The sequence below is a fragment of the Janibacter sp. CoH_79_TC_3 genome (genome assembly GCF_058197955.1).
Map to the genome: position 1 here is coordinate 1 of NZ_JBXWIV010000026.1, position 24,961 is coordinate 24,961.

The 24,961-nt window shown below is 42.8% G+C and carries 19 protein-coding genes; 6 read left to right on the forward strand and 13 right to left on the reverse strand.

Features of this window, described 5'->3' with window-relative positions:
* Nucleotides 1-695: 695 nt before the first annotated feature.
* On the reverse strand, nucleotides 696-3,794 hold the full coding sequence (locus AC2FA3_RS13910) for an efflux RND transporter permease subunit (RefSeq protein WP_490510102.1): 3,099 nt from the start codon (nucleotides 3,792-3,794) through the stop codon (nucleotides 696-698).
* Nucleotides 3,791-5,149: an efflux RND transporter periplasmic adaptor subunit gene (locus tag AC2FA3_RS13915; protein ID WP_490510103.1), complete on the reverse strand. Its 1,359-nt coding sequence runs from the start codon at nucleotides 5,147-5,149 to the stop codon at nucleotides 3,791-3,793. The genes AC2FA3_RS13910 and AC2FA3_RS13915 overlap by 4 nt, the downstream gene beginning before the upstream one ends.
* A gap of 676 nt (nucleotides 5,150-5,825) precedes the next feature.
* Here AC2FA3_RS13915 and AC2FA3_RS13920 point away from each other — a divergent pair.
* Nucleotides 5,826-5,957, forward strand: a complete 132-nt coding sequence (locus tag AC2FA3_RS13920) for a hypothetical protein (RefSeq protein ID WP_490510104.1) — start codon at nucleotides 5,826-5,828, stop codon at nucleotides 5,955-5,957.
* Nucleotides 5,958-6,076: 119 nt separating this feature from the next.
* On the opposite strand, the gene recG is transcribed toward AC2FA3_RS13920, so the two are convergent.
* Nucleotides 6,077-8,398, reverse strand: a complete 2,322-nt coding sequence (gene recG, locus AC2FA3_RS13925) for an ATP-dependent DNA helicase RecG (RefSeq protein ID WP_490510106.1) — start codon at nucleotides 8,396-8,398, stop codon at nucleotides 6,077-6,079.
* A gap of 327 nt (nucleotides 8,399-8,725) precedes the next feature.
* Here recG and AC2FA3_RS13930 point away from each other — a divergent pair, with 327 nt between their 5' ends.
* The gene (locus tag AC2FA3_RS13930) at nucleotides 8,726-9,688 is read left to right on the forward strand and encodes a patatin-like phospholipase family protein (RefSeq protein ID WP_490510107.1); all 963 of its coding nucleotides are present in this window, start codon (nucleotides 8,726-8,728) and stop codon (nucleotides 9,686-9,688) included.
* Nucleotides 9,689-9,826: 138 nt separating this feature from the next.
* Here AC2FA3_RS13930 and AC2FA3_RS13935 read toward each other — a convergent pair whose 3' ends face one another.
* Nucleotides 9,827-10,414: a hypothetical protein gene (locus AC2FA3_RS13935; protein ID WP_490510108.1), complete on the reverse strand. Its 588-nt coding sequence runs from the start codon at nucleotides 10,412-10,414 to the stop codon at nucleotides 9,827-9,829.
* Nucleotides 10,415-10,885: 471 nt separating this feature from the next.
* On the opposite strand from AC2FA3_RS13935, the gene argA reads away from it, so the two are divergent.
* Nucleotides 10,886-12,208, forward strand: a complete 1,323-nt coding sequence (argA, locus tag AC2FA3_RS13940; protein WP_490510109.1) for an amino-acid N-acetyltransferase — start codon at nucleotides 10,886-10,888, stop codon at nucleotides 12,206-12,208.
* A 208-nt stretch (nucleotides 12,209-12,416) separates the two neighbouring features.
* Here the strand turns inward: argA and bamJ are convergent, their stop codons facing one another.
* Nucleotides 12,417-13,148 (reverse strand): BamJ family beta-barrel-assembly machinery protein, encoded by a 732-nt coding sequence (bamJ, locus tag AC2FA3_RS13945; protein ID WP_490510110.1) that lies wholly within the window; start codon nucleotides 13,146-13,148, stop codon nucleotides 12,417-12,419.
* Nucleotides 13,149-13,560: 412 nt separating this feature from the next.
* Here bamJ and AC2FA3_RS13950 point away from each other — a divergent pair, with 412 nt between their 5' ends.
* A complete protein-coding gene (locus AC2FA3_RS13950) occupies nucleotides 13,561-15,312 on the forward strand; it encodes a mechanosensitive ion channel (RefSeq protein ID WP_490510111.1) in 1,752 nt (583 codons plus the stop codon).
* A 127-nt stretch (nucleotides 15,313-15,439) separates the two neighbouring features.
* On the opposite strand, the gene AC2FA3_RS13955 is transcribed toward AC2FA3_RS13950, so the two are convergent.
* The 3 genes from AC2FA3_RS13955 to AC2FA3_RS13965 are packed head-to-tail and all read right to left on the reverse strand — an operon-like array spanning nucleotide 15,440 to nucleotide 16,810.
* Entirely contained in the window at nucleotides 15,440-15,772 is a 333-nt protein-coding gene (locus AC2FA3_RS13955) for a hypothetical protein (protein WP_490510112.1), read from the reverse strand.
* 3 nt (nucleotides 15,773-15,775) lie between these two features.
* Nucleotides 15,776-16,366 (reverse strand): hypothetical protein, encoded by a 591-nt coding sequence (locus AC2FA3_RS13960; RefSeq protein ID WP_490510113.1) that lies wholly within the window; start codon nucleotides 16,364-16,366, stop codon nucleotides 15,776-15,778.
* Between the two features lie 30 nt (nucleotides 16,367-16,396).
* Nucleotides 16,397-16,810, reverse strand: coding sequence for a hypothetical protein (locus AC2FA3_RS13965; protein WP_490510114.1), 414 nt, complete (start codon nucleotides 16,808-16,810; stop codon nucleotides 16,397-16,399).
* A 303-nt stretch (nucleotides 16,811-17,113) separates the two neighbouring features.
* On the opposite strand from AC2FA3_RS13965, the gene budC reads away from it, so the two are divergent.
* The gene (gene budC, locus AC2FA3_RS13970; protein WP_490510115.1) at nucleotides 17,114-17,896 is read left to right on the forward strand and encodes a meso-2,3-butanediol dehydrogenase; all 783 of its coding nucleotides are present in this window, start codon (nucleotides 17,114-17,116) and stop codon (nucleotides 17,894-17,896) included.
* A gap of 118 nt (nucleotides 17,897-18,014) precedes the next feature.
* Here budC and AC2FA3_RS13975 read toward each other — a convergent pair whose 3' ends face one another.
* The 3 genes from AC2FA3_RS13975 to AC2FA3_RS13985 form a co-directional block, all read right to left on the reverse strand.
* Complete coding sequence (locus tag AC2FA3_RS13975; RefSeq protein ID WP_490510116.1) at nucleotides 18,015-18,710, reverse strand: lysophospholipid acyltransferase family protein; 696 nt, start codon at nucleotides 18,708-18,710, stop codon at nucleotides 18,015-18,017.
* Nucleotides 18,711-18,858: 148 nt separating this feature from the next.
* The gene (parE, locus tag AC2FA3_RS13980; RefSeq protein ID WP_490510117.1) at nucleotides 18,859-20,745 is read right to left on the reverse strand and encodes a DNA topoisomerase IV subunit B; all 1,887 of its coding nucleotides are present in this window, start codon (nucleotides 20,743-20,745) and stop codon (nucleotides 18,859-18,861) included.
* Nucleotides 20,746-20,855: 110 nt separating this feature from the next.
* Nucleotides 20,856-21,515, reverse strand: coding sequence for a YqiA/YcfP family alpha/beta fold hydrolase (locus AC2FA3_RS13985; protein WP_490510118.1), 660 nt, complete (start codon nucleotides 21,513-21,515; stop codon nucleotides 20,856-20,858).
* A gap of 199 nt (nucleotides 21,516-21,714) precedes the next feature.
* On the opposite strand from AC2FA3_RS13985, the gene AC2FA3_RS13990 reads away from it, so the two are divergent.
* Nucleotides 21,715-21,975 (forward strand): DUF1289 domain-containing protein, encoded by a 261-nt coding sequence (locus AC2FA3_RS13990; RefSeq protein WP_490510119.1) that lies wholly within the window; start codon nucleotides 21,715-21,717, stop codon nucleotides 21,973-21,975.
* 180 nt (nucleotides 21,976-22,155) lie between these two features.
* Here AC2FA3_RS13990 and nrdD read toward each other — a convergent pair whose 3' ends face one another.
* Nucleotides 22,156-23,949, reverse strand: a complete 1,794-nt coding sequence (nrdD, locus tag AC2FA3_RS13995) for an anaerobic ribonucleoside-triphosphate reductase (protein WP_490510120.1) — start codon at nucleotides 23,947-23,949, stop codon at nucleotides 22,156-22,158.
* Entirely contained in the window at nucleotides 23,942-24,400 is a 459-nt protein-coding gene (nrdG, locus tag AC2FA3_RS14000; protein ID WP_490510121.1) for an anaerobic ribonucleoside-triphosphate reductase activating protein, read from the reverse strand. The genes nrdD and nrdG overlap by 8 nt, the downstream gene beginning before the upstream one ends.
* Nucleotides 24,401-24,961 lie beyond the last annotated feature (561 nt).

Consider the following 24,961-nt stretch of genomic DNA (forward strand, 5'->3'; position numbering starts at 1 on the left):
GTAGGCGTAGGCGTAGGCGTAGGCGTAGGCGTAGGCGTAGGCGTAGGCGTAGGCGTAGGCGTAGGCGTAGGCGTAGGATTATAATTGCTATCGCCATCACTACCACAACCTGCTAGTGCTGTTGCTGCGAAGATAGCACTCAATGCTACTGCTAGATACTTTTGTTTCATCTTTATTTCCTCATATCGATGTAAGAACTACTCATGTATAGATAGTACGGTATACTTCGCTATTAACTACAGCATGTAGAAAGCGAACAGCTTAACGCTCAGATTACCAAACCGTCTGCTTTATGTCAATGTAAAATGCTATAGCGCAATAGTCATACTATAATGTTATAGCATTGTCATTTTCAGTAAAATTGATACCGCTACAATAAAGCAATATTTAATGGATTTCAATACTTTTATCGACCCAATCACATTATTTTTACAAAAATTAATTTTATTTATGGTTTAAATTCAAGGTTTTATAAAATATCAAATATTAATAAGCATCCAAACTTGAAAACACTCTTTCACAAGATTATATGAAATTTTATGAATATTAATTAATATTTTAATAAAGCTCCTTAAACAAAACTAATACTTTACACCTTCAATATCAATATTCAATGGATAACTTACCTTATCTACTTGATGATTTTGGTAGTTGGCTATATTTGAGCATCATGCTTTATGCTTTCTCAACATAGTTTACTTTTCAATAACGACACTTTCCTTATCTTTCCCATGCGGTATTAACCATTTGCTAAACCATCCTGATAAATCATCCATCAAGGTATAAACCACGGGTATGACCACCAGGCTTAATAAGGTTGAGGTAACCAAACCGCCCAAGACCGCGGCAGCCATCGGACGGCGAAAGGTGGGATCAGCATCGCCCCAACCAAAGACCAATGGCATCATGCCCGCACCCATCGCAATGGTGGTCATAATAATCGGCCGCGCACGCTTACGACAAGAGTCGATAATGGCATCAAAACGCGCCAAGCCTCGACGCTGCGCAATCAATGCATAATCGACCAATAAGATAGAGTTTTTGGTCGCAATACCCATCAGCATAATAAAACCAATCATCGACGGCATCGACAGACTGCTATTGGTAATCACCAAGCCCACAAAAGCGCCACCGATAGAAAGCGGTAACGCCATCAAAATAGTAAATGGCTGCAATATACGACCAAATAATAAAATAAGCACGCCTAAAATACAGACCACGCCAACCGACATCGCAATCACAAAACCGCTAAATAGCTCAGCCATGTTTTCTGCTTGCCCTTGGTCAATAATGGTAATAGAGGCTGGCAGCTGTTGCATACTAGGTATGGCTTTAACCGCTTGCACCAAGTCACCCAGCTCGCCATTGGCAGGCTGAACAGTGATACTAATCGCGCGCTCACGGTCTAGACGGCTGATTTGCGCAGGTCCAGTACCAAAGTTTAATGACGCAACTTCACCTACTCGTACGCCTTGTCCTGCAAGTAAGGCACTCGGCACATATAAGCCTTCTAACTGACTGACGTTTTGCTTAGCGATATCTGGCAGGCGCACTACGATAGGGACTTGGCGCGTATCGAGATTCAGTTTAGATAAACGCTGCTCATAGTCGCCAACGGTCGCTACACGTAAGGTGGTGGCAATATCTTGCGTGGTCACGCCTTTATCCGCCATCGCTAGCCTGTTTGGTGTCACTGTCAGCTCTTGGCGCGGCAGACTGCGATCACTGGTGACAGCACCCGCGCTTGGTAACGCCCGAATCTCTGCCATCATTTGCTGCGCTGTCTGCTCAAGCAGGCGCGGATCAGTACTGGTCAAAGAAAAATTATAACCAGTTTCACCGCCACTCGATAAGCCAACGGTAAAGCGCGCACCCGGTACTTCTGACAACACACTACTGATTTTACGCTCGATTTCTTGCTTAGAGGCACGCTCTGCTCTTGGAGCAAGCACCACATCCAAACCCGCGATATTTTCAGCTTTGCCGCCAGAGCTGGCTTCCATTGCCGCTTGCGCTTCCCCTACCGAGGTAAAAATATGGATTACTTCAGGCATGGCCAATATACGCTCACTGGCCATCGCCGCAACACGCTCGGTATCTTCTAGCGCCAAATCAGGGGTCAGCTCAATCTCAACCCGCGTCTGGTCAATATCATTATCAGGAATAAAAGAGGTTGGTAGTAATTTCACTAAGGCCAACGATGCCACAAATAGTATTAACGTCGCCCCCATCGTAATCCAGCGATGATGCAGCGTCCATGACACCACTTTAAGATACCAATCCATCAACGCGCTTTGTTTTTCAACGTGCTTTTTTTCTGGTCGTAATATATAAGCAGCCATCATCGGCGTGATAAGACGCGCGACCATTAACGACGCAAATATGGATAATGCTGCAGTCCAACCAAATTGTCGGAAAAATTGTCCAACAATCCCGCCCATAAATGCAGTCGGTAAAAACACCGCAATTAGAGTAAAAGTGGTCGCGACGACTGCTAAGCCTATCTCGTCAGCAGCTTCCATCGCCGCTTCATAAGGCGTCTTACCCATACGCAAATGGCGGATGATGTTTTCGACTTCTACAATCGCATCATCGACCAAAACACCGATGACCAAAGACAGTGCTAGTAAAGAAATAATATTTAAGCTAAAGCCAAATAGATACATACCTAAAAAGGTAGGAATGACAGACAACGGCAACGCTACAGCCGCCACAAAGGTGGCACGGATATTACGTAAAAACAAGAACACCACCACCACGGCAAGCAAACCGCCTTCAATCAGCATGCGTAAAGACGCTTGATAGTCTTCGGCAATTGGCGTGGCTCGATCATAGACTTTTTCAATATCGATATTGCCGACATCGGCTGACAACTTGGCAAGCTCAGCATCAACCAACTCCATAACTTCAACTTCACTGGCACCGCGCGAACGGGTAATATTAAATGCCACTACGGTTTCGCCATCGAGCTTGGCAATCGAGCTTGGGTCAGCAGCGCCATCGGTGATTTGCGCCATACGCCCAAGCGCTTGCGTACCACCTGTCGGCACAGCGACTTGTAAGTTGTTTAAATCACTAGCCCTTTCAACAGCGCCAAGCACGCGAATAGTCTGTGTGGTTTTGCCTACTTCCGCTTCACCGCCTGAGCTGTCTTGCTGAATACCGGTAATTTGATTTGATAGCTGGGCGATAGGATATTTCAAACCACTCAAAGCAATCGGGTCAGCAGCAACGGTAATTTCACGCTGCAGACCGCCGATACGGCTAACAGTACTGACCCCTGGAATATCGGATAAACGCTTAGTAACCGTATCATCAACGAACCAAGATAAGTCCTCGACGTTCATGTTTTCAGAGGCAACAGAGTAGGTAACGACGGGAAAACCTGACGTTGAGACTTTGGTAATAATGGGATCATTGGCAGCGGCTGGCAAATCGCCACGTACCTCACCCACCGCCGAGCGCACATCGTCAACCGCTTCTTGAATGTCTTTTTCTAAGACAAACTCGGTGGCTATGGTCGCTACGCCCGTCTGCAGGCTGGTGCGAATATGCTTGACGCCTTCAATACTGGTAAGCTTATTTTCTATCTTTTTAGCAATGTCGTTTTCGAGCTGTGATGGCGCAGCACCCGGCAAGGTCACCGTGACCACCACCGCTGGCAGGTCAATATCAGGAAACTGCTGCACCTTCATTTGCATAAAACCGTAGATGCCGCCCAAAGTCAGCAGTACAAACAGCAAAATGGCAACTAAAGGATTTCTAATCGAGTAAGCGGAGACATTTAAACTCATGAGCGCGCCTGCGTGGCTGTGCCAGTGCTTGCAGCAGTTGCCGTTTTACTAGCTTGGCTGCCCGATTTATCATTGGCTGTATTTAGACCATCAACGATACGTACCAAGTCGCCATCGTTTAAGAAGCTACCGCCCTGCTTCACGAGTCGGCTTTCTGCCGGCAATGGTTCTGTCAACGCCACATTGTCGCCAAAGCGCTCGCCCAAGGTCACGCGCTGTTGCTTGATACGGCCAATGTTTTGACCGTCTTGACTATTAATATTGGTCACTAGCATCACATAATCATAGCCGTCATTACTGACAATAGCGCTATTAGGCACAGTTTGCGCACTGGTACTACCTAATAAAAACTCGCCTGTTTGATACATACCCGCCCGTACTTTTGAATTCGCAGTGAGGCTGGCGTAAATGGTAATCTGGCGGTTATTGTCAGCCGTTGGTGCGATACGGCTTACTTGCCCCATGACAGAATCGCCGCCAGGCAAGCTGACACTTACTGGCGTGCCGACATTGACTTCACCAAGGAGTTTAGGATCGATATCCGCGCGCCACTCTAAAACACCGCCTTTAATAATGGTAAATAATGGCTCACCACCAGCGACCATACCGACCTCAGCCATTTTTTCACTGATGACACCGCTCACTGGTGCGACCACATTGGCATTATTGACGCTTAAACGCTGGGTACTGAGTCGCGCTTTAGATGCTTGTAGTGCCGCTTGTGCTTGCAGTTTAGAGGTACGATAGCGATCCGCTTCCTGTCTACTAATGGCATCTATCTCAATCAGCGGCAGGACGCGGGCTGCATCGGCAGTCGCATTGGCAAGCGTTGCTTCTGCTTCGGCAACATCTGCCTCAGCTTGCAAAACTTGCTGCTCCATGGCATCGGTATCAAATATCGCCAGTACTTGCCCCGCTTTGACGCGATCGCCCTCTTGAACCAATATACGTTCGATAGCAACGCCGTTTACTTTGGCACTCACATTAGCGACATCTTTAGCGTTGATGGTGCCATCGGCACTCAGCGTGTTACCAATACTGGCTTGGCTTGGCGATACTGTTTCGACTGATAGTACCGCTTGCTGGTTGCTGCTATCTTTTGGGTCGGCAGTTGCGCTTTGCGCACTGCTAGCCGCTGGTAACTCATCACTCGCTGCTTTATCGTCGCCCCAGTATTTACCAACCAACACCCCGATTACAAGCACGATAGCCAAAACTGGTAATAACCATAAGGGAAATTTTGATGATGGTTTAGGCGCTCGTCCATCAGCTTGGCGGTATGGCGGTAGCTCCGCTTTGCTAATCGTATCAGCATCGACTACTGGCTTGTCATTAGGGTCTTGAAGGTCACTCATAAACGGTCTCTGTAAATAAGAGCAATAATGAATATCTAGCTACTACTCACCTTTTGACTATTATAAAAATAGCGAATGATAAGGTTAAAAACTAGGCTGAAAATAGTGATAGATTTTGGACATTGTAGCTTATCTCATCAGCGCGTCAATAAGTACAGATATCTTTCGAGTCTATATTTTTATCCCAAGACTATAAAGTAAGCTACTGAATCTAATTGAAAAATTACTACTGACTACTGACTACTGACTACTGACTACTGACTACTGACTACTGACTACTATGGATATTACTCTTCTATGCCATCTTCGGTAAGTTTGAGACGACCAACTTGCTTAGCGCTACACATACTTTACTTTATTTCCGCTTCGAGCCAGCTTTTATTATGCCTATTACAATAGTATCGATAAATAAGGTATCTATAAATAGTGATAATAAATTTAAAGCAATAAAACCAACTATAAAGTATGTTTAGAAAAACTTACACACTAGCTACAGTTTAATGTTGAGTTATTTTTGCAATCTGCTAATATCATTAATGTACTCATCAAAACCATTATACTGTCATGGTCATATAATTAATTAGTACAACAGTTTAGTCTTAGGCTGCTTTGATTTTGTAATGATGCTAAGACAACTGATAACCAGTAGTTCGAATCACAAACCAAGGAGTCAATTATGGCTAATAAAGAGAAAGTAAAAGACCTTAAAAAAGATATCAAAGACGCTAAAGCGAAGATTGAGAAGGAAAAGAAAAAGCTTAAAGATCTTAAAAAAGATGTAAAAAGGGCAAAAAAAAGAAAGGCCTGAGAAAAAATGAAAAAAAAGATAAATAATTTTTCTTTTGAACCTTTCTTTAAGAATATTGCTTTTTAGATACGAAAGAGGATAGCACTAGCTATCCTCTTTTTTATTTACTAAAACCTCTGCTAAGCATTGGTATAGCGACTGGCTTCTGGCATCCAGCGGTGGATAAGTTGGCTTACGTCTGCTTTACGTGTTGGGTCGGCAATAAGGTGTTTCGCTAAGCGCTGCGCAATAGCAAATAACTGCTCATCCCGAATAAGGTCAGCCAAATAATAACCGACGTTACCGGTTTGACGTTTACCTAACAGCTCACCAGGTCCTCGCAGCTCTAGGTCTTTTTGTGCAATGACAAAACCATCGGTACTTTCGCGCAGGACATTTAAGCGCTCAGTGCCTGTCTCCGACAACGGCTTTTGATATAGCAGTACACAATAGCTTTTGGTCGAACCACGCCCTACTCGCCCGCGCAATTGATGCAATTGCGATAATCCCAAGCGCTCGGCATTTTCGATGACCATGAGTGAAGCATTAGGTACATCAACGCCAACTTCGATGACTGTAGTGGCAATCAGTAAATCAAGATTACCAGTTTTAAACTCTTGCATGATGGCTTGTTTATCAGCGGATTTCATTTTGCCATGCACTAAGCCAATGCGAATATTCAAGCGCTCATTTAAATCTTCATAAGTGGCTTCAGCAGCTTGTGCGTCAAGGACGCTAGATTCCTCTACCAATGAACATACCCAATACGCCTGCCTGCCTGCCTCACAATTTACCGCAATACGTTCAATCACTTCATCACGGCGGTTACGGTCAATAGTCACCGTCGTAATTGGCGTACGTCCCGGTGGTAGCTCATCAATGATGGAGGTATCCATATCGCCGTAAAGGCTCATCGCTAACGTACGCGGAATCGGGGTTGCGGTCATAATCAGCTGATGCGGCGTGCTATTGGCCACGCCCTTATTAGTCAAGGCCATGCGCTGCTCAACGCCAAAGCGGTGCTGTTCATCGATAATGACCAGTCCTAATTTGGCAAACTGTACTTGCTCCTGAAATAGTGCATGAGTGCCAACCACCACTTGCACGCTGTTCTCGCTTACCGCCTCTAGCGCTTCGCGACGCTGCTTTGCCGTTTGCTTGCCAGCGAGCCAGCCGACACCGACGCCTAGCGGTTCAAACCATTGTTTAAAATTAACCAAATGCTGCTCTGCTAAAATTTCTGTCGGTGCCATGACCGCTACTTGCCAACCGCTATCGAGTGCATAGCCCGCTGCTCCTGCCGCGACTAGGGTTTTGCCTGCGCCAACATCACCTTGTACCAATCGTAGCATCGGAATAGAGGTCGCCATATCAGCCGTTATATCTTTCATGACTCTTTTTTGCGCGCCGGTTAAGTCAAACGGTAACGCGGCAAATAGCTTATCCGTAAGTGGACTTTGGCTAGCACATTTGGGCGCTTTATACTGATGTAATTGTTGACGGCGATATAATAGACTTAGCTGATGCGCGGTCAATTCTTCAATGATTAAACGCTGACAGGCAGCATGGGTGCGGGCACTTAATTGCGTCAGCAGTTGATATTGTCGCCCCGCGTCGGTATAGGTAGGCGGCGTATGCAGTAATACCAAGGCTTCGAATATGGTTAAATTGTAGACGTTATTATGAGTCGTGCTTACAGTCTCTGACTTAACTTCATTATTTACACTATTGCTAATCGAATTGTCAGGCACACTACGCGCGAGAGTTGAAAATATATCGTCTGCATACTCTGTTTCTACAACCAAAAATTTAGTAGGCTCAAAAGGCGCTAACGGTAAATCAGCGACAACGGCAAAGTCAGCCGGCGTAAACAAAGTCATCGGTAAACCTTGAGTACGAACCGTTTGCAGCGCAAGCTTGATGAGCGTGCGCAGCTTATTTTGATGCAAGCCTTTAACGCTAGGATAAATTGGCTGTAATCCTGTATTGACGATGGCTTCATTGCTGCTGATAATTTGATATTCAGGATGATGTATCTGCTTACCGTAACGACTGACTTTAACTTCACCAAATATTTGCAGCTGTGTGCCAAGACTCATCGTTTGCGCAAGACCTTGATACACCTTAAAAAAACGCAGAGATATCGTGCCAGTATCATCATCTATCACCACTGTCATACCACTACGCTTGATATCGACATGCACCACCCGCCCGGTAATCAAGGCGGCTTGGCCATGCGCCACATCGGCTATCGATAGCAGTCGGCTACGATCTTCATAATCGCGCGGCAGATGTAGCAACAAATCAAAAATACGCACAATACCCAATTGGGCTAATTGCTCGGCCACTTTCGAGCCCACACCCGCTAGCGCCGTCACCGGCATATCGAGCGCCGAAACGGGCATATCAGATCTTATACGGTCTGATGAATTCACTGTCGTGTGCTTAACCGATATGGGCATCAATCATCCTAATTATATAAAGGTAAATACTATCTGATTAACGGTCTTATTTTAAAGTCTAGGTTGTAACGTCTATGCCGTCTTATAAAAATTATAATCATGAACCTACTATAAAACACTCAGTCATAATGATTATAACGGACAAGCGACTTGCTTATGCTAAGCTATTTAGCAATACGGCGTCTAGCTGATTTCTGCATAAGCTATTAATGATGGGCTTACCACGCAGGCTTTTATTTTACATGATGATTTTTGCTAAGGTTTTTTATGTTTTCACCTGCTAACCATTACCCCTCTCGTCATTTATCACGATTATTACGATTCAGCATGCTCAGCATATTAGGACTAATTATTAGCGCGTGTCAGATTCTGACACCAGTTAATGAGACAGTCACGCCTATAAACAATCAACCAAAAGTCGCCCTAGTCTTAGGCGGCGGCGGTGCGAAAGGCTTTGCACATATTGGGGTGATTAAGGCGTTAGAAGAAAATGGTATCACGCCGACGCTAGTAGTCGGCACCAGTGTCGGTAGCTTAGTGGGCAGCTTATATGCCAGTGGTTATAACGCCAAACAGCTTGAACAATTAGCGTTAAATACTTCTGATAGCGAATTGACAGATTTTACCTTATCCAACCAAGGCTTTATCGAAGGTATCAAGGTTAAAAACTTTATTAATAAAAAAGTAAGCGGGCGCAATATAGAAGACTTTCCGATAAGCTTTGCCGCGGTCGCTGCCGAAAAACACACGCTAAAAAAGGCCGTTTTTAGTAGTGGTAATGCTGGTCTTGCGGTGCAAGCATCCTGTAGTGTGCCCAATATTTTTATTGCCCCGCGCATTCCTGAACAAGTCGGTAAAAAATATATCGATGGCGGTGTGGTCAGCTTAGTACCGGTCGATACCGCGCGTGATTTGGGTGCCGATATTATTATCGCCGTTGATGTGACTACTGCTAACGTTAATAGTTCCGCTAACAATAAAATGCCTACTATCAATTCATTAAGCAGTTTTTGGGGCTTTCTTGAGAGCAATATGGTAGCAAATTTTTATAACGCTACTAATGTTTCTGATACTGGCAAAGCAAGCACCAGTCGTTCTGCATCGATGCGCCATGAGCGTGATCGCGCTGATATTATCATTATCCCAGATGTCGGTCATATTAGCTCGCTAGATACCAGCCAGCGCCGCGCGCTAATGACGGCTGGCACGCAAGCCACTACCTCGCAAATTGCTGCCATTAAGCAACTTATTGAAGACAAAGCACTGAAAGAAAAATCGCAGAGTAAATAGGCAACCCTTTAATGTAGAAGTTAAACCAAGATAGCAAAAGCTATTTTACCTAATTTAACTCTCAAAAAATCGTTAATAAAAAAGCACCGCAGCGTTAACTGTGGTGCTTTTTTAATGCAGCAAATCTAAAGAATTATCTTATTTAACGCGTGCACGATATTTTACTACCACCGTATCATTAAGACCAACGCCTTCTAAGTCCCAACGTACCGCTTTATAAAACTTCAATGGAATCTCTTGTAGTTGATTATCGACCTTGCCACGTAATGGCATACGGGCAAAAGTATTGCCATCGGCACTGCCGTATGGAAAATCAGGTGATACCGCTCGTAGCAATTCTACTTGCTCTGGAATACTCATCGTCACCGTCATTTTACGGACGCGATCGGCATTGGTATTGGTAAAGTAGCCTTGATATTCCAAAACATTACCTGACTGCAAACGCGTATTGGCATTAACTGGTACTAGCAATTCCTGACCATTGGCATCGACACTAATCAATGACGCAGTGATTTTGCTATTGACCGCTTGCGCATTTGAGCTACTGCCTTGGTTGGTGTTTGATTGTACTGCCACTGAGTTATCAACGGCTTGTTCTGGCGTTGGTAGCATTGCTGACGCCTGCGTCACTGCCATCACGCCAACAAGCGTACCGGCGACAACATGAAATAAGCGGTGTCCGCTCCACGCACTGAATGGGTTTGCAAAATGGTTACTTTTCTTCATGACATTCATTATCCCTAGTTAATGTATCGATAAAACAATCTTTTAATAAAACAGTCTCGTAATAAAAAAGGCTTTTAATAAAACAAGCTGGTAAAACTGAATCGTTCTTAAAATATCCAATGCTATATAAGCAACTATTTTATTACTTAATTTTTTAGCTTAGCCATCATCATATATCGTCATCATTATTAATGTTAACTTTTTGCTATTACTATTTTTAGCGATTATTATTTTTGTCAATTATCTGCGTAAGCTATCGTTAAAGCAATAGCGCTTAGCATAACAAAAAGCGTTTAGCCGTACACTAATCCCGTGTTGAGGTTGTGTATATCATCTATTTACTACTAAGACTTCTTAACGCGGCTGAAATAAAAGATAGCTCATAACGGCGTTTTTTGCTATGGTAATTCATTAGCGACAGGCTTTTGCTGTCACGCTCCTTTTCTTATTCTAACGACTATTGCTCCCATTATGACTACTAGCGCCATGCCACAGATTAACCCTGAATACGTTCACTGGTTCCGTAACTCTGCCCCTTACATTAATACTCATCGCGGTAAGACTTTCGTGATTATGTTTGGCGGTGAGGCGGTCAATCATCCCAATTTCAGTACGCTGATTCATGACTTTGCTTTATTGCATAGCTTGGGTATCAAGCTGGTATTGGTACACGGGGCGCGACCGCAAATCGAAAAAAACCTTAAAGACGCAGACATTGCTTCGCCATTGCATCAAGATATCCGCGTGACTCCGCGCGTCGCCATGCCGTCTATCTTACAAGCCGTTGGTGCTATTCGTTTGCAAATTGAAGCCCAACTATCGATGGGCTTGGCAAACTCACCGATGTACGGCTCGCGTATCGATGCGGTTTCGGGCAACTTTGTCACCGCCCGTCCTTATGGTATTCGTGATGGCGTTGATTATCAGATGACCGGTGAAGTGCGTTCTATCGATGTTGAGGCCATTAAAAATAACCTTTTGCATGACCATATCGTGATTTTAGGGTCAATGGGTTATTCAGCAACGGGTGAAGTCTTTAACTTATTGGCTGAAGATGTTGCGCTTAGTGCCGCCGTGGCACTAGGTGCCGATAAGCTGATCTTCTTAGGCGAAGAAGCCGGTATCAATCATGATAACCGCTTGCTACGTGAGATGATTCCAAATGAAGTCGACCGCTTCTTACGGGATCGTGATTTAAACTGTGAGATTAATTATTTCTTAAGCTGCGCCAGTAATGCTTGCCGCCAAGGGGTTCATCGCACCCATATCATCTCTTATGCTAAAAATGGCGCGCTCCTCGAAGAGCTATTTACCCGTGATGGTTCTGGTACTTTGATTAGCCATGACCCTTATGAAGAGATTCGCCGTGCCAATATCGACGATGTGGTCGGGCTGATTGAGCTATTATCACCGCTAGAAGAACAAGGCATCTTGGTCAGCCGCTCACGCGAGCGCTTAGAACAAGAGATTGATCATTATAGCGTCATTGAGCGTGACGGCATGATTTTAGGCTGCGCCGCACTTTATCCGTTAGATGCAGATTCGGCAGAAGTTGCTTGTGTGGCGGTACATCCTGAATACCGTAGTGGCAGCCGCGGTGCTGACTTGCTAGCATTTTTAGAGCAACAAGCACGCAGCCATGGTCTGCATAAGTTATTTGTTCTGACCACTCGTACGGCGCATTGGTTTGTCGAGCAAGGTTTTGTGGAAGTTGAAGCAAGCGCCCTACCGGAAGCGCGCCGTGAGAAATATAATAACGGTCGTAACTCTAAAGTGTTCCAAAAAACTTTATAACTTAAAAAAACCTATAAGCTGAGCGTCCATATGTTAGTTAGCCATTCATTAATCAATTGATAATTAACCATTAACTACCACGCAGCAAAAAGCCCTCATAATATGTGAGGGCTTTTTTGTCTTTCATAAACGCTTTTTTATAACCATTTTTTATAAACGCCTTTTAGTAATCACCATGGCTTAAAAGGGTTATAAATCTAATAACGGCTTATTTTACTTTTAATAACTCAACAGTAAAGATAAGGGTGCTGTTTGGCTCGATACCTGCGTTACCCGCTTCGCCATAAGCGATATCAGATGGGATATAGAACTCGTATTTGCCACCCTCTTTCATCAACTGTAGACCTTCCGTCCAGCCAGCGATAACTTGGTTTAGTGGGAATTCGATTGGCTCACCGCGCTCATAAGAGCTGTCAAATACTGTACCATCAAGCAATTTACCTTCGTAGTTGACTTCAACCACGTCAGTAGCTTTTGGTGATTTGCCAGTACCAGCAGTTAATACTTTATATTGTAAGCCAGAAGCGGTGGTTTTCACGCCAGCTTTCTTACCATTTTCTGCTAAGAATGCCGCACCTTTGGTCTTATTTTCGCCCGCTTTACTTTCCATATCTTTAACAAACTTCTCTTCTTGCTCTTTTTGATAGGTCATCAAGACTTCTTGCATTTGTTCTTGCGTCAACGCACCCTTTTTACCTTCATAGCCATCACGGAAGCCTTTTTCAAAGGTATCAAGATTCAGATCGCCAACCGCTTCTTTATTACCTTCTGCCATCATATAACCTAAGCTGTAACCGACTTTTTCATTGGCTGGGCTTTTTTCAGTCACTGAAACGCTTTTAGCAGCGCTTTCTTTATTACCATTGCTGGCGTTACAGCCAGTGACTAATAACATCGCACTAGCAAGGGCACTAATGCTTAAGGTAGTAATTTTTTTCATAGAATACTCTCAAATTGTAAGGATAGTGGCAAGATGTCACATTCTTCTATCATAGCAAATCTTGGTTTTAGGAGCTACGATTCCCTTGAAATTATCGGTCAAATGTACAGTCTATGTTAATATTTGCCGTCAAATTAACAACTTATCACACAACTATAGTAAGTAGTTAAGCTTTCTGTCTTTAAATCCCTCATTACATCAGCTAAGCTAAATTGGTTAAGGTAAGAAGTAACAGAACGTAGATTTTGTTAACTGTCAATACAGAATGTTGACTAAGGTCTTATAAAAAAAGCTTCTTAAATAATATCAATTAAAAATACTAATAATTAGGTATGTGTTTGCTACAAATAACTAGGCTTATATTCAATAGCATTATTTGATGGCTGATGCATGATCATTAAAGGAGGACAGGATGAATCCAATGTATACATCGTTCAACGGTTATCTTGGTGGCCCTATTGGTTCCATCATCGGCGCTATTCTAATTTTCATCATTGGCTGGCTCGTGGCATTGGGTATCGCTGCCCTTGTACGCGGTGTGTTATCGAAGGTAAATCTCAACCAGCAGATGAGTTCTTCCACTGGTAAAAGCTACGATTTAGAGGGTATTATCTCAAAAATTGTTTTTTGGTTTATTTTCATCATCGCCATCGCTGGCGCGCTCAGTCAACTAAATCTAAATTCTATTTCAACCCCATTTGCTAACATGGTCAATCAAGTCTTGACCTTTATACCTAATATCATTGCTGCGATTGCAGTTGGTGTGATTGGCTGGGTGATTGCCACCGTTGTTCGTACAGCGATTAACGCGGCGCTAGCAAAAACCTCGATGGATGAGCGTTTAAGTGCTAAAGCTGGTGTCAAACCATTGAGCAGCACTATTGCTGATATGGTTTACTGGTTTATCTTATTGATTGTATTGACCATGGTACTTGGTCAGCTACAGCTTAATGGTTTATTTGCACCATTGACCAATATGGTTGATAAAATCTTCAGCTTTATTCCTAATATTCTCATCGCTGGTGTGGTCTTTGTAGTGGGTTATATCATCGCCAAAGTCGTACGCGGCATTGTGACCAATTTGGTTTCTACTTTTGATGTGCAAAAACTGGCGTCAAAAGCAGGTTTAAGCGAGCAGAACAGCTTACCTAATATTGCTGGTTCACTAGCATTTTTAGTGGTTATTATCCCAACGATTATCGCTGCTTTAAATGCTCTGCAAATCGATGTGATTGCTCGCCCTGCAACCAACATGCTCAACAAAATCATGGAAGCCTTGCCAAATATCTTTATGGCAGCTGCGATTTTAATCGTGACCTTCTATGTGGTACGTATGGTCGCCAACATCATCAAAGGTCTACTTGAAAATACCCAAGTCAATCAATTGCCTGCGAAAGTTGGTTTAGAACAGACGATGGGCGATAAGAAAATCTCTGACCTAGTCGGTTATGCGATTATCTTCTTTGCGATGTTGTTTGCTGCTATCGCTGCCGCTGATTTACTAGGTTTTGAGCCTATCTCAGCCATCATCACGATGTTTATCGCTTTCGGTGCCAATATCATCTTAGGCGCGATTATCTTGTTCATCGGCTTTTGGCTTGCCAATATCATTGCGGGTGTCGTTGAGCGCTCTGAGCAAGGCTCACAGTTCTTAGCAAACATCGTGCGTGTATTGATCATGGGCTTAGTACTTGCCATGGGTCTAAAAGCGATGGGTATCGCTGACTCTATCGTTAACCTAGCATTTGGTCTAACGTTAGGTGCCGTTGCGGTAGCATTTGCGCTATCATTTGGTCTTGGCGGTCAAGAAGCAGCAGCTCGCTTCTTACGTAAAATGCAAGATAAGATGGATAGAGAGCGTGATGAGGCAAAAGCGAAATCTGCTTTGACACCGAACTCGTCGACGCAAGATAAGTTTGCCGCTTCAGTGCGTGAGAATACGCCAACGGCTAAGCCTGCCACAACGTCGGCTCCTGATATTCATACAGATATCGTTGATACGACTCGTGTGAATACAGGCACTATCAATACCTCTGATATCAACAACACTGCCAATAACAATGTGAACAAAAACGTTAATGATGGCAGTATAACTGATGAGGATATTGCTAACAATAACATCTTGCCTGGTAGCGGTTTATATGACGATACCAATAACAAGTAAGTATTGATGATGTTTTAATCAAAAAAAAGACAGCCTAGGCTGTCTTTTTTTATGAGTGTGAATCAATATTTTTATAACTATGCAGCTATAACAAAGTATATGTATGTTTAGTTTTCACCTTGCCTATCTATGGCTTCAGGTTTTGCTGTTGCAACTGCTGTATTTGCTTGGTCAGATGGCGTTCGCGTTGACTCATGGCAACGACTTGCTGAATCCACAAATCGATATCGATAAAGGTATCATTAGCCTCATTAATAAAATCTATCCCGAGCACAATCACGTGATGCAGCTCAGTTATCGGTAAGCGCGTGGCGACGTCCAAAGGGATTTTTGATAAGTTCGGTTGAATAGCTTTTTTACTATGCTGTCCTTTTGCATCCTGCCCATAAAATATCAGCACATAATGCCGACCTAAAGATTCATAGGAATGTTGATGGACGACGTAGCCTTGTTGGTGCAATTGCTAGTCTTGCTTAGGATGCCGATATAAAGTACGAATCAGCTCGTGGCGCGAAGATAAGGACTCATCGAGTATTTGCTGCTGCCAGTGAGAAAATTTAGCTTGTTGTTGCTGTGTTTCTACGTCTGCTAATGAATTATCTTCCAACTTCTCCACATCTTTTTTAGCGCTCAAGCTTTCACTCACGATTTCTAGCATTTGGCTGCTAAGTTGCGACCACAAGGTAGCTGCTTGCTTCATATGCTGCTGATACATCTGATTAGTCGCACTTTGGTTTTTTTGTGCAAGTGCCATAGTAATCAGTGCTGAATTTGGCTCATCTTGCATACCATATTTAATTAGCACGTTATCTATAGCGATAGCTTGAGTAAATAACTCAGGATTGTTTAAAAAACTATCAATCATCATCTGTTCAGATTCAACACTTAGTACACGGCTACTAACGCCGTGTTTTAACTGTCCTAGACGATAGTTTAAAAACCGCCACAACTCACATGGCGTATGTAACGCGCTTAGTATTAACTGCCAATCATGCCAGCCAAATATTTGTAGCGGCTGCTCACTGTCACTCATATCTACAATCAAGTCTTCCATAAAATAACTGGCAGGAAAACCATGTTTTAATCACTTATATTTGCCACCCTGACTGTCTTTATTGGCAGAATTATTTGATGCACCAATAGCACTTTTAAACTGAATATCGAAAACCAATACTTCTATCGTGGGCGCTAGATTGGCGGTTTGCTTAGATAGTTCATTCTTATGCCATGCCAATGCTGATTTAATAAGGGTTTTACGCATGCTCTCGATAGCAGTAGAAGGCATGTCATCAGGTAAATAGACCAGTAGCTTTAGCAGCTGTAATTGACCTAATGGTAATTGATAGATGAATTTTCGTCCATAACATTTAGCATGGTGGTTAATCTCAAACACTTGAACATTAGGTAGCACAATATCCAAAGCATCAGACTGCAAGTAGCAGGCTAACTCATCACTAAGATGAGGCTTATCGAAAATCACAGGAGACGAATTGGACACAGCTTCACCCTTTTAATATTAAATGTATATGGCAGCGCAGACTTTGTGACAGATACGCAGCATGCTACAGTACTAATTATTGCTAAAAATTTTAGTAACCCATTAAACAACATAAGCGCAATTATACCAATTATAGATAGTCGCATTCATAGCAGTGAGTTGTTATGATGTCATAAAAGCCGTCACATTTGCGCTGGCATATAAGGCGCTATAGCCATACAGGGCACGGGGCACTGACTTCATAAACGACTCCACGACATTTTCTATATAATCACAATCGTATGATAACAAGGACTGAACATCATGAAACGCTTTAAAGAAAAAACCGTTATCGTCACTGGTGCAGGCTCAGGTATTGGCCGTGCAACCGCCATTCGCTTTGCTCTCGAAGGCGCTAACGTTGTTTTGGTCGGACGTACTGCTGATACCTTAAAGCAAACCGCTGAATCATTTCCGCAGGATCGGACGTGGATTCATACTGATAACTTTTTGACCGTCGTTTGTGACATCAGTGTAGAAGCCCAAGTACAAGAAATGATGAAAAGAGTTATCGATAAGTTTGAGAGAATTGATGTTTTGGTGAACAATGCCGGTAAAGCCATGCAAGGCAAAATTACTGAGCTGTCTTCTGAAGACTGGGAGTCGGCTATCGATATAAATTTAAATGGCACTTTTTATGTTTGCCAAGCTGCTATGCCACACTTGATTGCGACCAAAGGCAATATTGTTAATGTCTCGTCGCTATCTGGCGTCGGTGGTGACTGGAATATGGCGGCGTATAATGCGGCTAAAGCGGGGGTTACTAATTTAACACGTACCTTAGCATTAGATCATGGCGCAGACGGCGTGCGCGTCAATGCTGTCAATCCTAGCGTTACTAAAACTGGCATGACTAGCGCCATTCAAGATAATGACAGCAAAACCGATAAGTTTTTAGAGCGCTGTCCGCTTGGACGTCTAGCCACGCCAGAGGATATCGCCGCTGCCATCACTTTTTTAGCCAGTGATGATGCCTCGATGATTACTGGGGTAAACTTACCCGTTGATGGCGGTGTCAGCGCATCAAACGGTCAGCCACATTTCTAAGCAATAATACAATCTAATCTAATCTGAATATTTTCTACTTAAGATTCAAAAAAGCCCCTGATACTCTGTTATCAGGGGCTTTCTTATTTATCAAGCTTTTATAAAAACACTAAAACATTCAATCAATTGAATCATTAATATCCTGTAAAGGCTGCGATAAACGCTCAGGATGTCTTGGTACCACCCCTTGATACTGCGCATAAATTTTTGGTAAATCGGCTTCGATATTCCCCGTCGGATAGACAAGCGACATAAAGCGTATCTCTTTGGTTTTATAATCCATCGCCACCGGCAAAATCGGCACGCCTGCACCCACTGCCAAATAATAAAAACCTGACTTCCAATCTTTAGTATATTGGCGCGTCCCTTCTGGCGCTAAACCCAAAAATAACGGCTTGCCAGTTTTGAATTTATCAATACTCGCCTGTAGTACCGAGCCTTTGTTACTGCGATCGATAGGAATAACCCCTATCCAATTTAATAGCTGTGCAAATACCGGCACTTTAAACAGTGTATGTTTACCCATGATACTGATTTTTAAATCGAGGGCAAATAAACTTGGTATCGCATAAATACCATCAACGTTGGATGTATGCGGCAGCGCCAAAACCACCGCCTGCGGAATATTTGGAATTTCTCCAACCGTGCGCCAACCCGCCGCTTTTAGCATAGCGGATGCAATCACTGGGGCAAACTTATTTCCGCGTTTCGGAACCAAGTTGCCCAGTTGCTTTTTGCTCAAATCTGGTAGTATCTTTGAGCGTATAGAATCAGAATGAGCAGTTTTAGAGCGCTGAAAAAACCTTGATGTCATAACGGCACCATATAATAAAAGATACTCGTATAATATCATTAAGCGTATGCTAGTAGCCTGAATTTTATAGGCTTTTATCATCTACGAGCTTACTCGTTTATAAAGTTATATAAATGAATGTACGTAAACGGGCGGCTCTATTAGCTTATTAAGATATATCAGCCAAATTGCCTTTATTTTCAAGCCATGACTTACGATCAGCCGAGCGTTTTTTAGCGAGCAGCATATCCATCACACTATTGGTTAGCACCATATCATCCATATCTAGTTGCACCAAACGCCGCGTATCACGGTTCATGGTTGTCTCTCGCAGCTGCTCTGCGCTCATCTCACCCAAGCCTTTAAAGCGGGTTATTTGTGCTTTTTTATTCCCCGGTACATTGGCTAAAATATGCTGAAGCTCAGGCTCATCAAGTGCATAATGCACTTCTTTACCAACATCGACACGGTATAAAGGCGGCATCGCCACAAACAAGTGACCGGCATCAACTAAGGCTGGAAAATGCTTGACGAACAACGCACAGATTAGTGTCGCGATATGCAGACCGTCAGAGTCGGCATCCGCCAAAATACATACCTTATCATAGCGCAGCTCAGACAAATCGTCAGATGCAGGATCGACACCGATAGCAATGGCAATATCATGAATCTCTTGGCTCGACAGTACTGTATCTGACGACACTTCCCATGTATTGAGAATCTTACCACGTAGGGGCAATATCGCCTGATAATGACGGTCACGCGCTTGCTTAGCACTACCACCCGCGGAATCGCCTTCTACCAAGAATAGCTCTGCGCCATCACGTAAATCCCCACGACAATCCGCTAACTTACCCGGTAGCGCTGGTCCTTGGGTAATTTTTTTACGCGCGACTTTTTTGGCAGATTTTAGGCGACGACCTGCTTTATTAATCGCCAACTCTGCAATCTGCGCACCCATATCGGCATGCTGATTTAACCACAAGCTAAAGGCATCTTTTGCCAACGTTTGCACTGCGCCCGCCGCTTCACGACTCGATAAGCGCTCTTTGGTTTGACCTGAGAACTGCGGCTCAGAAAACTTCAGCGATAGGATATAGTTAACGCCATCCCATACATCTTCTGCGGTCAGCTTGACGCTACGTGGTAGTAAATTATGAATATCACAAAACTCACGTAGTGCTTCTAAAATACCAGTACGTAAGCCATTAACATGCGTACCGCCTTGCGCTGTCGGGATAAGATTGACATAGCTTTCTTGCACAGGCGTACCACCATCAGGCAACCAAGATAATGCAAAGGTAATACCAGCACGTTCGCCCGCTTTGGCGTCATGATTATAATAAAATGGTGCTTCAGGTAAGGTCTCCAAACCATCTAGCTGCTCATTTAGATATTCAACCACTCCATCCGTAAACTGCCAAACGATTTTTTCATTATTAATATCGTCGACAAACTCAATCGTTAGACCAGCGGCCAACACTGCTTTGGCTTTTAGATTGTGCTTAAGTTGTTTAACGTTAAATTTCGGCGTATCAAAAAAGCTACCATCGGCCCAAAAGTGTACTTTAGTACCACGCTTACGCTTATTGGAGCTGATGGTTTCGGTTAAAGGGGTGACTGCAGCGCCATTCTCAAACGCCATCTCGAACTGTGTACTATCACGCCATACGGTCACCTCGACTCGCGTCGATAGCGCGTTGACGACAGAGATACCCACGCCATGCAAACCGCCCGACACTTCATAATTCGAAGTCGAAAATTTACCACCTGCATGCAGACGCGTTAAAATCAGCTCAATACCAGTTTGATTAAATTCAGGATGAATATCGGTTGGCATACCGCGGCCGTCATCTTCAACTGATAACGAGCCATCACTATGCAACTGAACCTTGATAATTTTGGCATAACCCGCCAATGCTTCATCGACTGAGTTATCGATCACTTCTTGCGCCAAATGATTGGGGCGCGTGGTGTCGGTGTACATACCTGGGCGACGACGGACGGGCTCAAGCCCTTCTAAGACTTCTAACGATTGCGCATTATATTGACTCACAAATGCATCCTTAACTATTCATGTGCGATTAATTCTATTAAGCCATTATAACGAAAAATAGCGACGGTAACGGTAATAGTCAGTCGCTCACGTCAGATAATGTCGTCTATTTAAATCTGTACTAGCTTCTGTAGCATATAAATCACGATAGGTAATTGCTCAGCAAAATCGCTAAACCTGTGATCGCCGCCAGCCTGCACAGTTACCGTTACTCCCTGCTCTTTATAAAACTGTTTAGACAGTTCAGGGTTTAGTAGCTCATCGCCTTCTTTTATTAATACAGAAACTTTATAAGGGTAATTAATCGTCGATAATTGATGCACTGCAAACCATTGCAAATCTGTATCAGTGATATCCCAACCACCGGCTGTCGAATGGAAAATCTGACTGCTCAAAATCTCCTCTTTAACATCATCTTTCAGAGCCAAATTATCAGCAAAGCGCTGTAAAGTAATATGCGGCTGGGTGCTAGGATTCAATAGCAGCGCCGGGCAACCTATATGATTACTAATCAATGTAGAAAAATAACCGCCTAATGAGCTACCGACCAAGACCGTATTTGACGATTTAAGCTCACTATCTTTAATAGTTTTATTGTCTAAACTTTCTATTAATGACAATATCTGACTAAAAACTTTATCAGGCGTCTTATTCAAATCAGGTCGTAATACAGTGATATCAGGATGATATTGGCGGCAATAATCCTCTAACAATCTACCTTTAGTAGAATTAGCATCACTATCTAACCCATGAATATAAATAACGTTCACGTATAATCTCACTTATTAATTTTGTTATGATTGTTGTATATGCATAATCAAAACTCAGCATAGCATCCACTTAATAAAAACAATAACAATAAAATCGCACATTATTATTCACTATTTGCGACATAATAGTCTTTTACAGTGGAGTTATAGAAGAAATTAGATAAGTTAAAGGAATAACGAAAATAGCGATGGAGTCGCCATGAATCAGCAGTTTGAGCTATTCGAGATTGCCAATCCATGCATTGGTGTTTGCCAAAGCAATAAAAAAGGCTATTGCTTTGGCTGCTTACGTAATCGCACTGAGCGGCAATTATGGCATGAGATGACCACTGAACAACGTCGCGAGGTGCTACGGCTAATCTCTGGACGTAAGCTGCGTATCGAGCAGATGAGAGAGCGTAAAGGAGAGCAGTTAGGATTTGATTTTGATGAGGTAGCGGAAAGTGAATCTTTATTCTAAATGATTAAGTTCATACTTTTGATTAAAAAGTATTTAACTTAACGCGCCATTTTTATCCAAAACTTTGTAAATAGTTAGAATATTTACTTAGCCAAAGCCTAACTATAATCTAACTAAGAGCGTATATCTCGCCCTTAGTTAGATTCTTAGCTTCTTACCTATAATAATTCACTCATAAACTTAAGCCCCTTCAACGTGGCGTTCACGGCGATAGTGGCGCAATTGATGCTCTAGGCGTCGACCCTCACTAAAAGCAGATACGCGCTTTAAATAACCAATGATACGCGTAGCATGATCGACATCGTTTGAACCACAGGCCTCACAGTGATAAAGGGTGCGCTTATCAATATGCTGACACTCATTGCAAATGGTAATGCGCACGTTGATACAAAAATACTGGCATCCTGTGGTTGCGGCAATATCTAGTAATTTACGATAATGCTGCTTATCGAGAGTTTCATCCAAATTCAGATGCAATGCAGAGCCGCCATCAAGCCATTGAGTGAGCTTACGCCCATGCAGCATAAATTTATCCAAAGTATTGGTTTTTTCATCCTCTACCAGATACAGATAGGAGTTATAGCAATCACGCTGCACCTCATAGCCATCTCGTTTGTCCCATTTGGCATTTTTAACACCTAAGTTTTCCGCCGGTACAAATTCAGTATTAAACTTCAAACCATACTGTATGCTGGCTTTACGATTTTCATCATAAATAGTTTTTAGGAGATCGTTGACGAAAGTGTGATATTGCTGATTATTACCAACTATTATTCCCTGACTCTCCGCGGCTTCTGCCATGCCATTGATACCAAGCGTCAAGAACTGCTTATCCAGTTGAATAAACCCTGCATCATAAACGGGTAACATGCCAGATGCCTGATATTCTTCCATCAGCTTACGATAACTGACCTGATACTTATGAATTTTTTGTACCTCTTCAGCCAAATCTTGTCCATTTTGAATCATACGATTTAGATTAAGAGTAATGACGTTGATTGAACCGGTAGCCACGCCGCCTGCACCTAAGGTATAAGAAAAACTGTGATCAGTGATTTCATTGCGTAGGCGACAACAAGATGCTAGAGAGTCTGGATTATCACTTTGATAGATAAAGAAGCTATTTTTTTCTGCCATTTCGGTCGCTAGCATATCGGCATATTCTTCATCCTTACATTTACCATTTTCGGTTAGCATGGCGCAGGTAACAACTGGGAAGGTTAAAATTGCACGCTTACGCTCTTCATTAAACCAGGTTAAGAAATACGCCTGTAGCTGTTTAATCGTATTCCAGCACGGTCTATCGCCATCAGGAAAAACAAAATTGGCAAACATGGCATCAAAATAATACTCATCATATAAAGAGATATTCCAAAACACGCTCTGATAACCGCGAGCAGCAGCAGGTTGGTTAATGGAATAAACCACTTGCTGGAAACAGTTTTCAATAAGTGATTTATGAGTGATTAAATAATCAATGCCATGGTCTTTACGAGCGAAGTAATCGAAATAGGCAAGAAACTCAACCGTAGCCACTGCTCCCGCAAACTGCGAGCTAATGGCAAATATCAAGTTAATGAATGAGCCACAAAACGATGCTAAGTGCTGCGGCGGGCTTGCTTCGCCACCCAATTTCTTTAGTCCATCCAGCAAAAATGGATATAACGATACCGAGACGCAGTAAGGTTTTAGGCTGGTTTCGTCATGCACATAAATTTCATGTGATCCAATTTGGCGCAAATACTCATCTGCCAAATCACTATCAAAACAAGCGCGAATCTGTTGCTGTACTTGACTGCGATTAATCTGAATAAAGTAATCTTTCATGATTTCGCTCTCTAACGTGGCGATATTCTTAACCGTCACGTTGGCATTGGCATCCACATGGGAGCCATCTGCCGCATTATTGGCTTGCATGTAATCTTTGATAAAAGACAATTTATCGCCCAACTGCTCTGAATTCAACTTACTCATAATCCCTCCAAAACAAATGATTTAATACTTCACCGTTAGTACAATCGATAAACCTTTGATTAGTGGTTGGAGTATCTAAGCCTCCAAGCTCCATAATCCATGGTCCTGTTTTTAGATAAGTTAGCTCTGTTTGCAAACTGGACGGTATGGCATCCAAGCCTGTGTACAGTGCTGTTTTCAATCCGGAGTGTCGAACCTGCTTGAGAGCAGACAACAAGGCGGACGGTTGCCATTCACCACCCATAAACAGCACACAGCTGACGAGACCTTTGTAGCATTCCAATAGCTTGGCTAAAAAGTCATCAGTTAAAGGAGTACCCCTTTCTTTCTTCCAAGTGTCAGCACGACTACAACCTCGGCACATGAGAGGACAGCCAGCAATGGTCAACGCTAAGCTAACCTCTGTCGGTACTTCTTGAAAAACAATGTCATATTCAACAATATTCAACATAACTGCACTCTCTAAACCAAATCGTAAAGACCTACATATAGTATCTATAAATTATAATTAACACAACATGTAGTATATTTAATTTAAATACTGATTAGTAACCACATTTAAATCAACGATTTAGATATAAAAGACACACTAAAAATCTAAGATTTAAGGAATATAGATTGGGGGAATTTGAAAAATTACTTAGAATAAAATAATTTTTAAAGGTAGGCTTGAGAAAACCTAATTCTATAGAGGTAAAAAAGACTGGTAACGAGCTTGAAACTTTTTTAGATAGAAAAAAACAATAGAATTTATTGTTTTTTAAAATAACCCAATAAAAAAAAGCCCCATCATACCGATATATGACAGGGCTAATTAGCATGAACAACTGAATATAATCTACGAAATTATAAAATTAAGGATTATTTTTAGAGAGCAATATAAAATCTTTTGAAAAGGATTTACCATATTCATTTCAAGGAATAAAACCCCGAACAAAGAAAACCCCCAACGAATTAACGTTGGGGGTTTTCAGGAATAGAGAGCTGACGATGACCTACTCTCACATGGCCG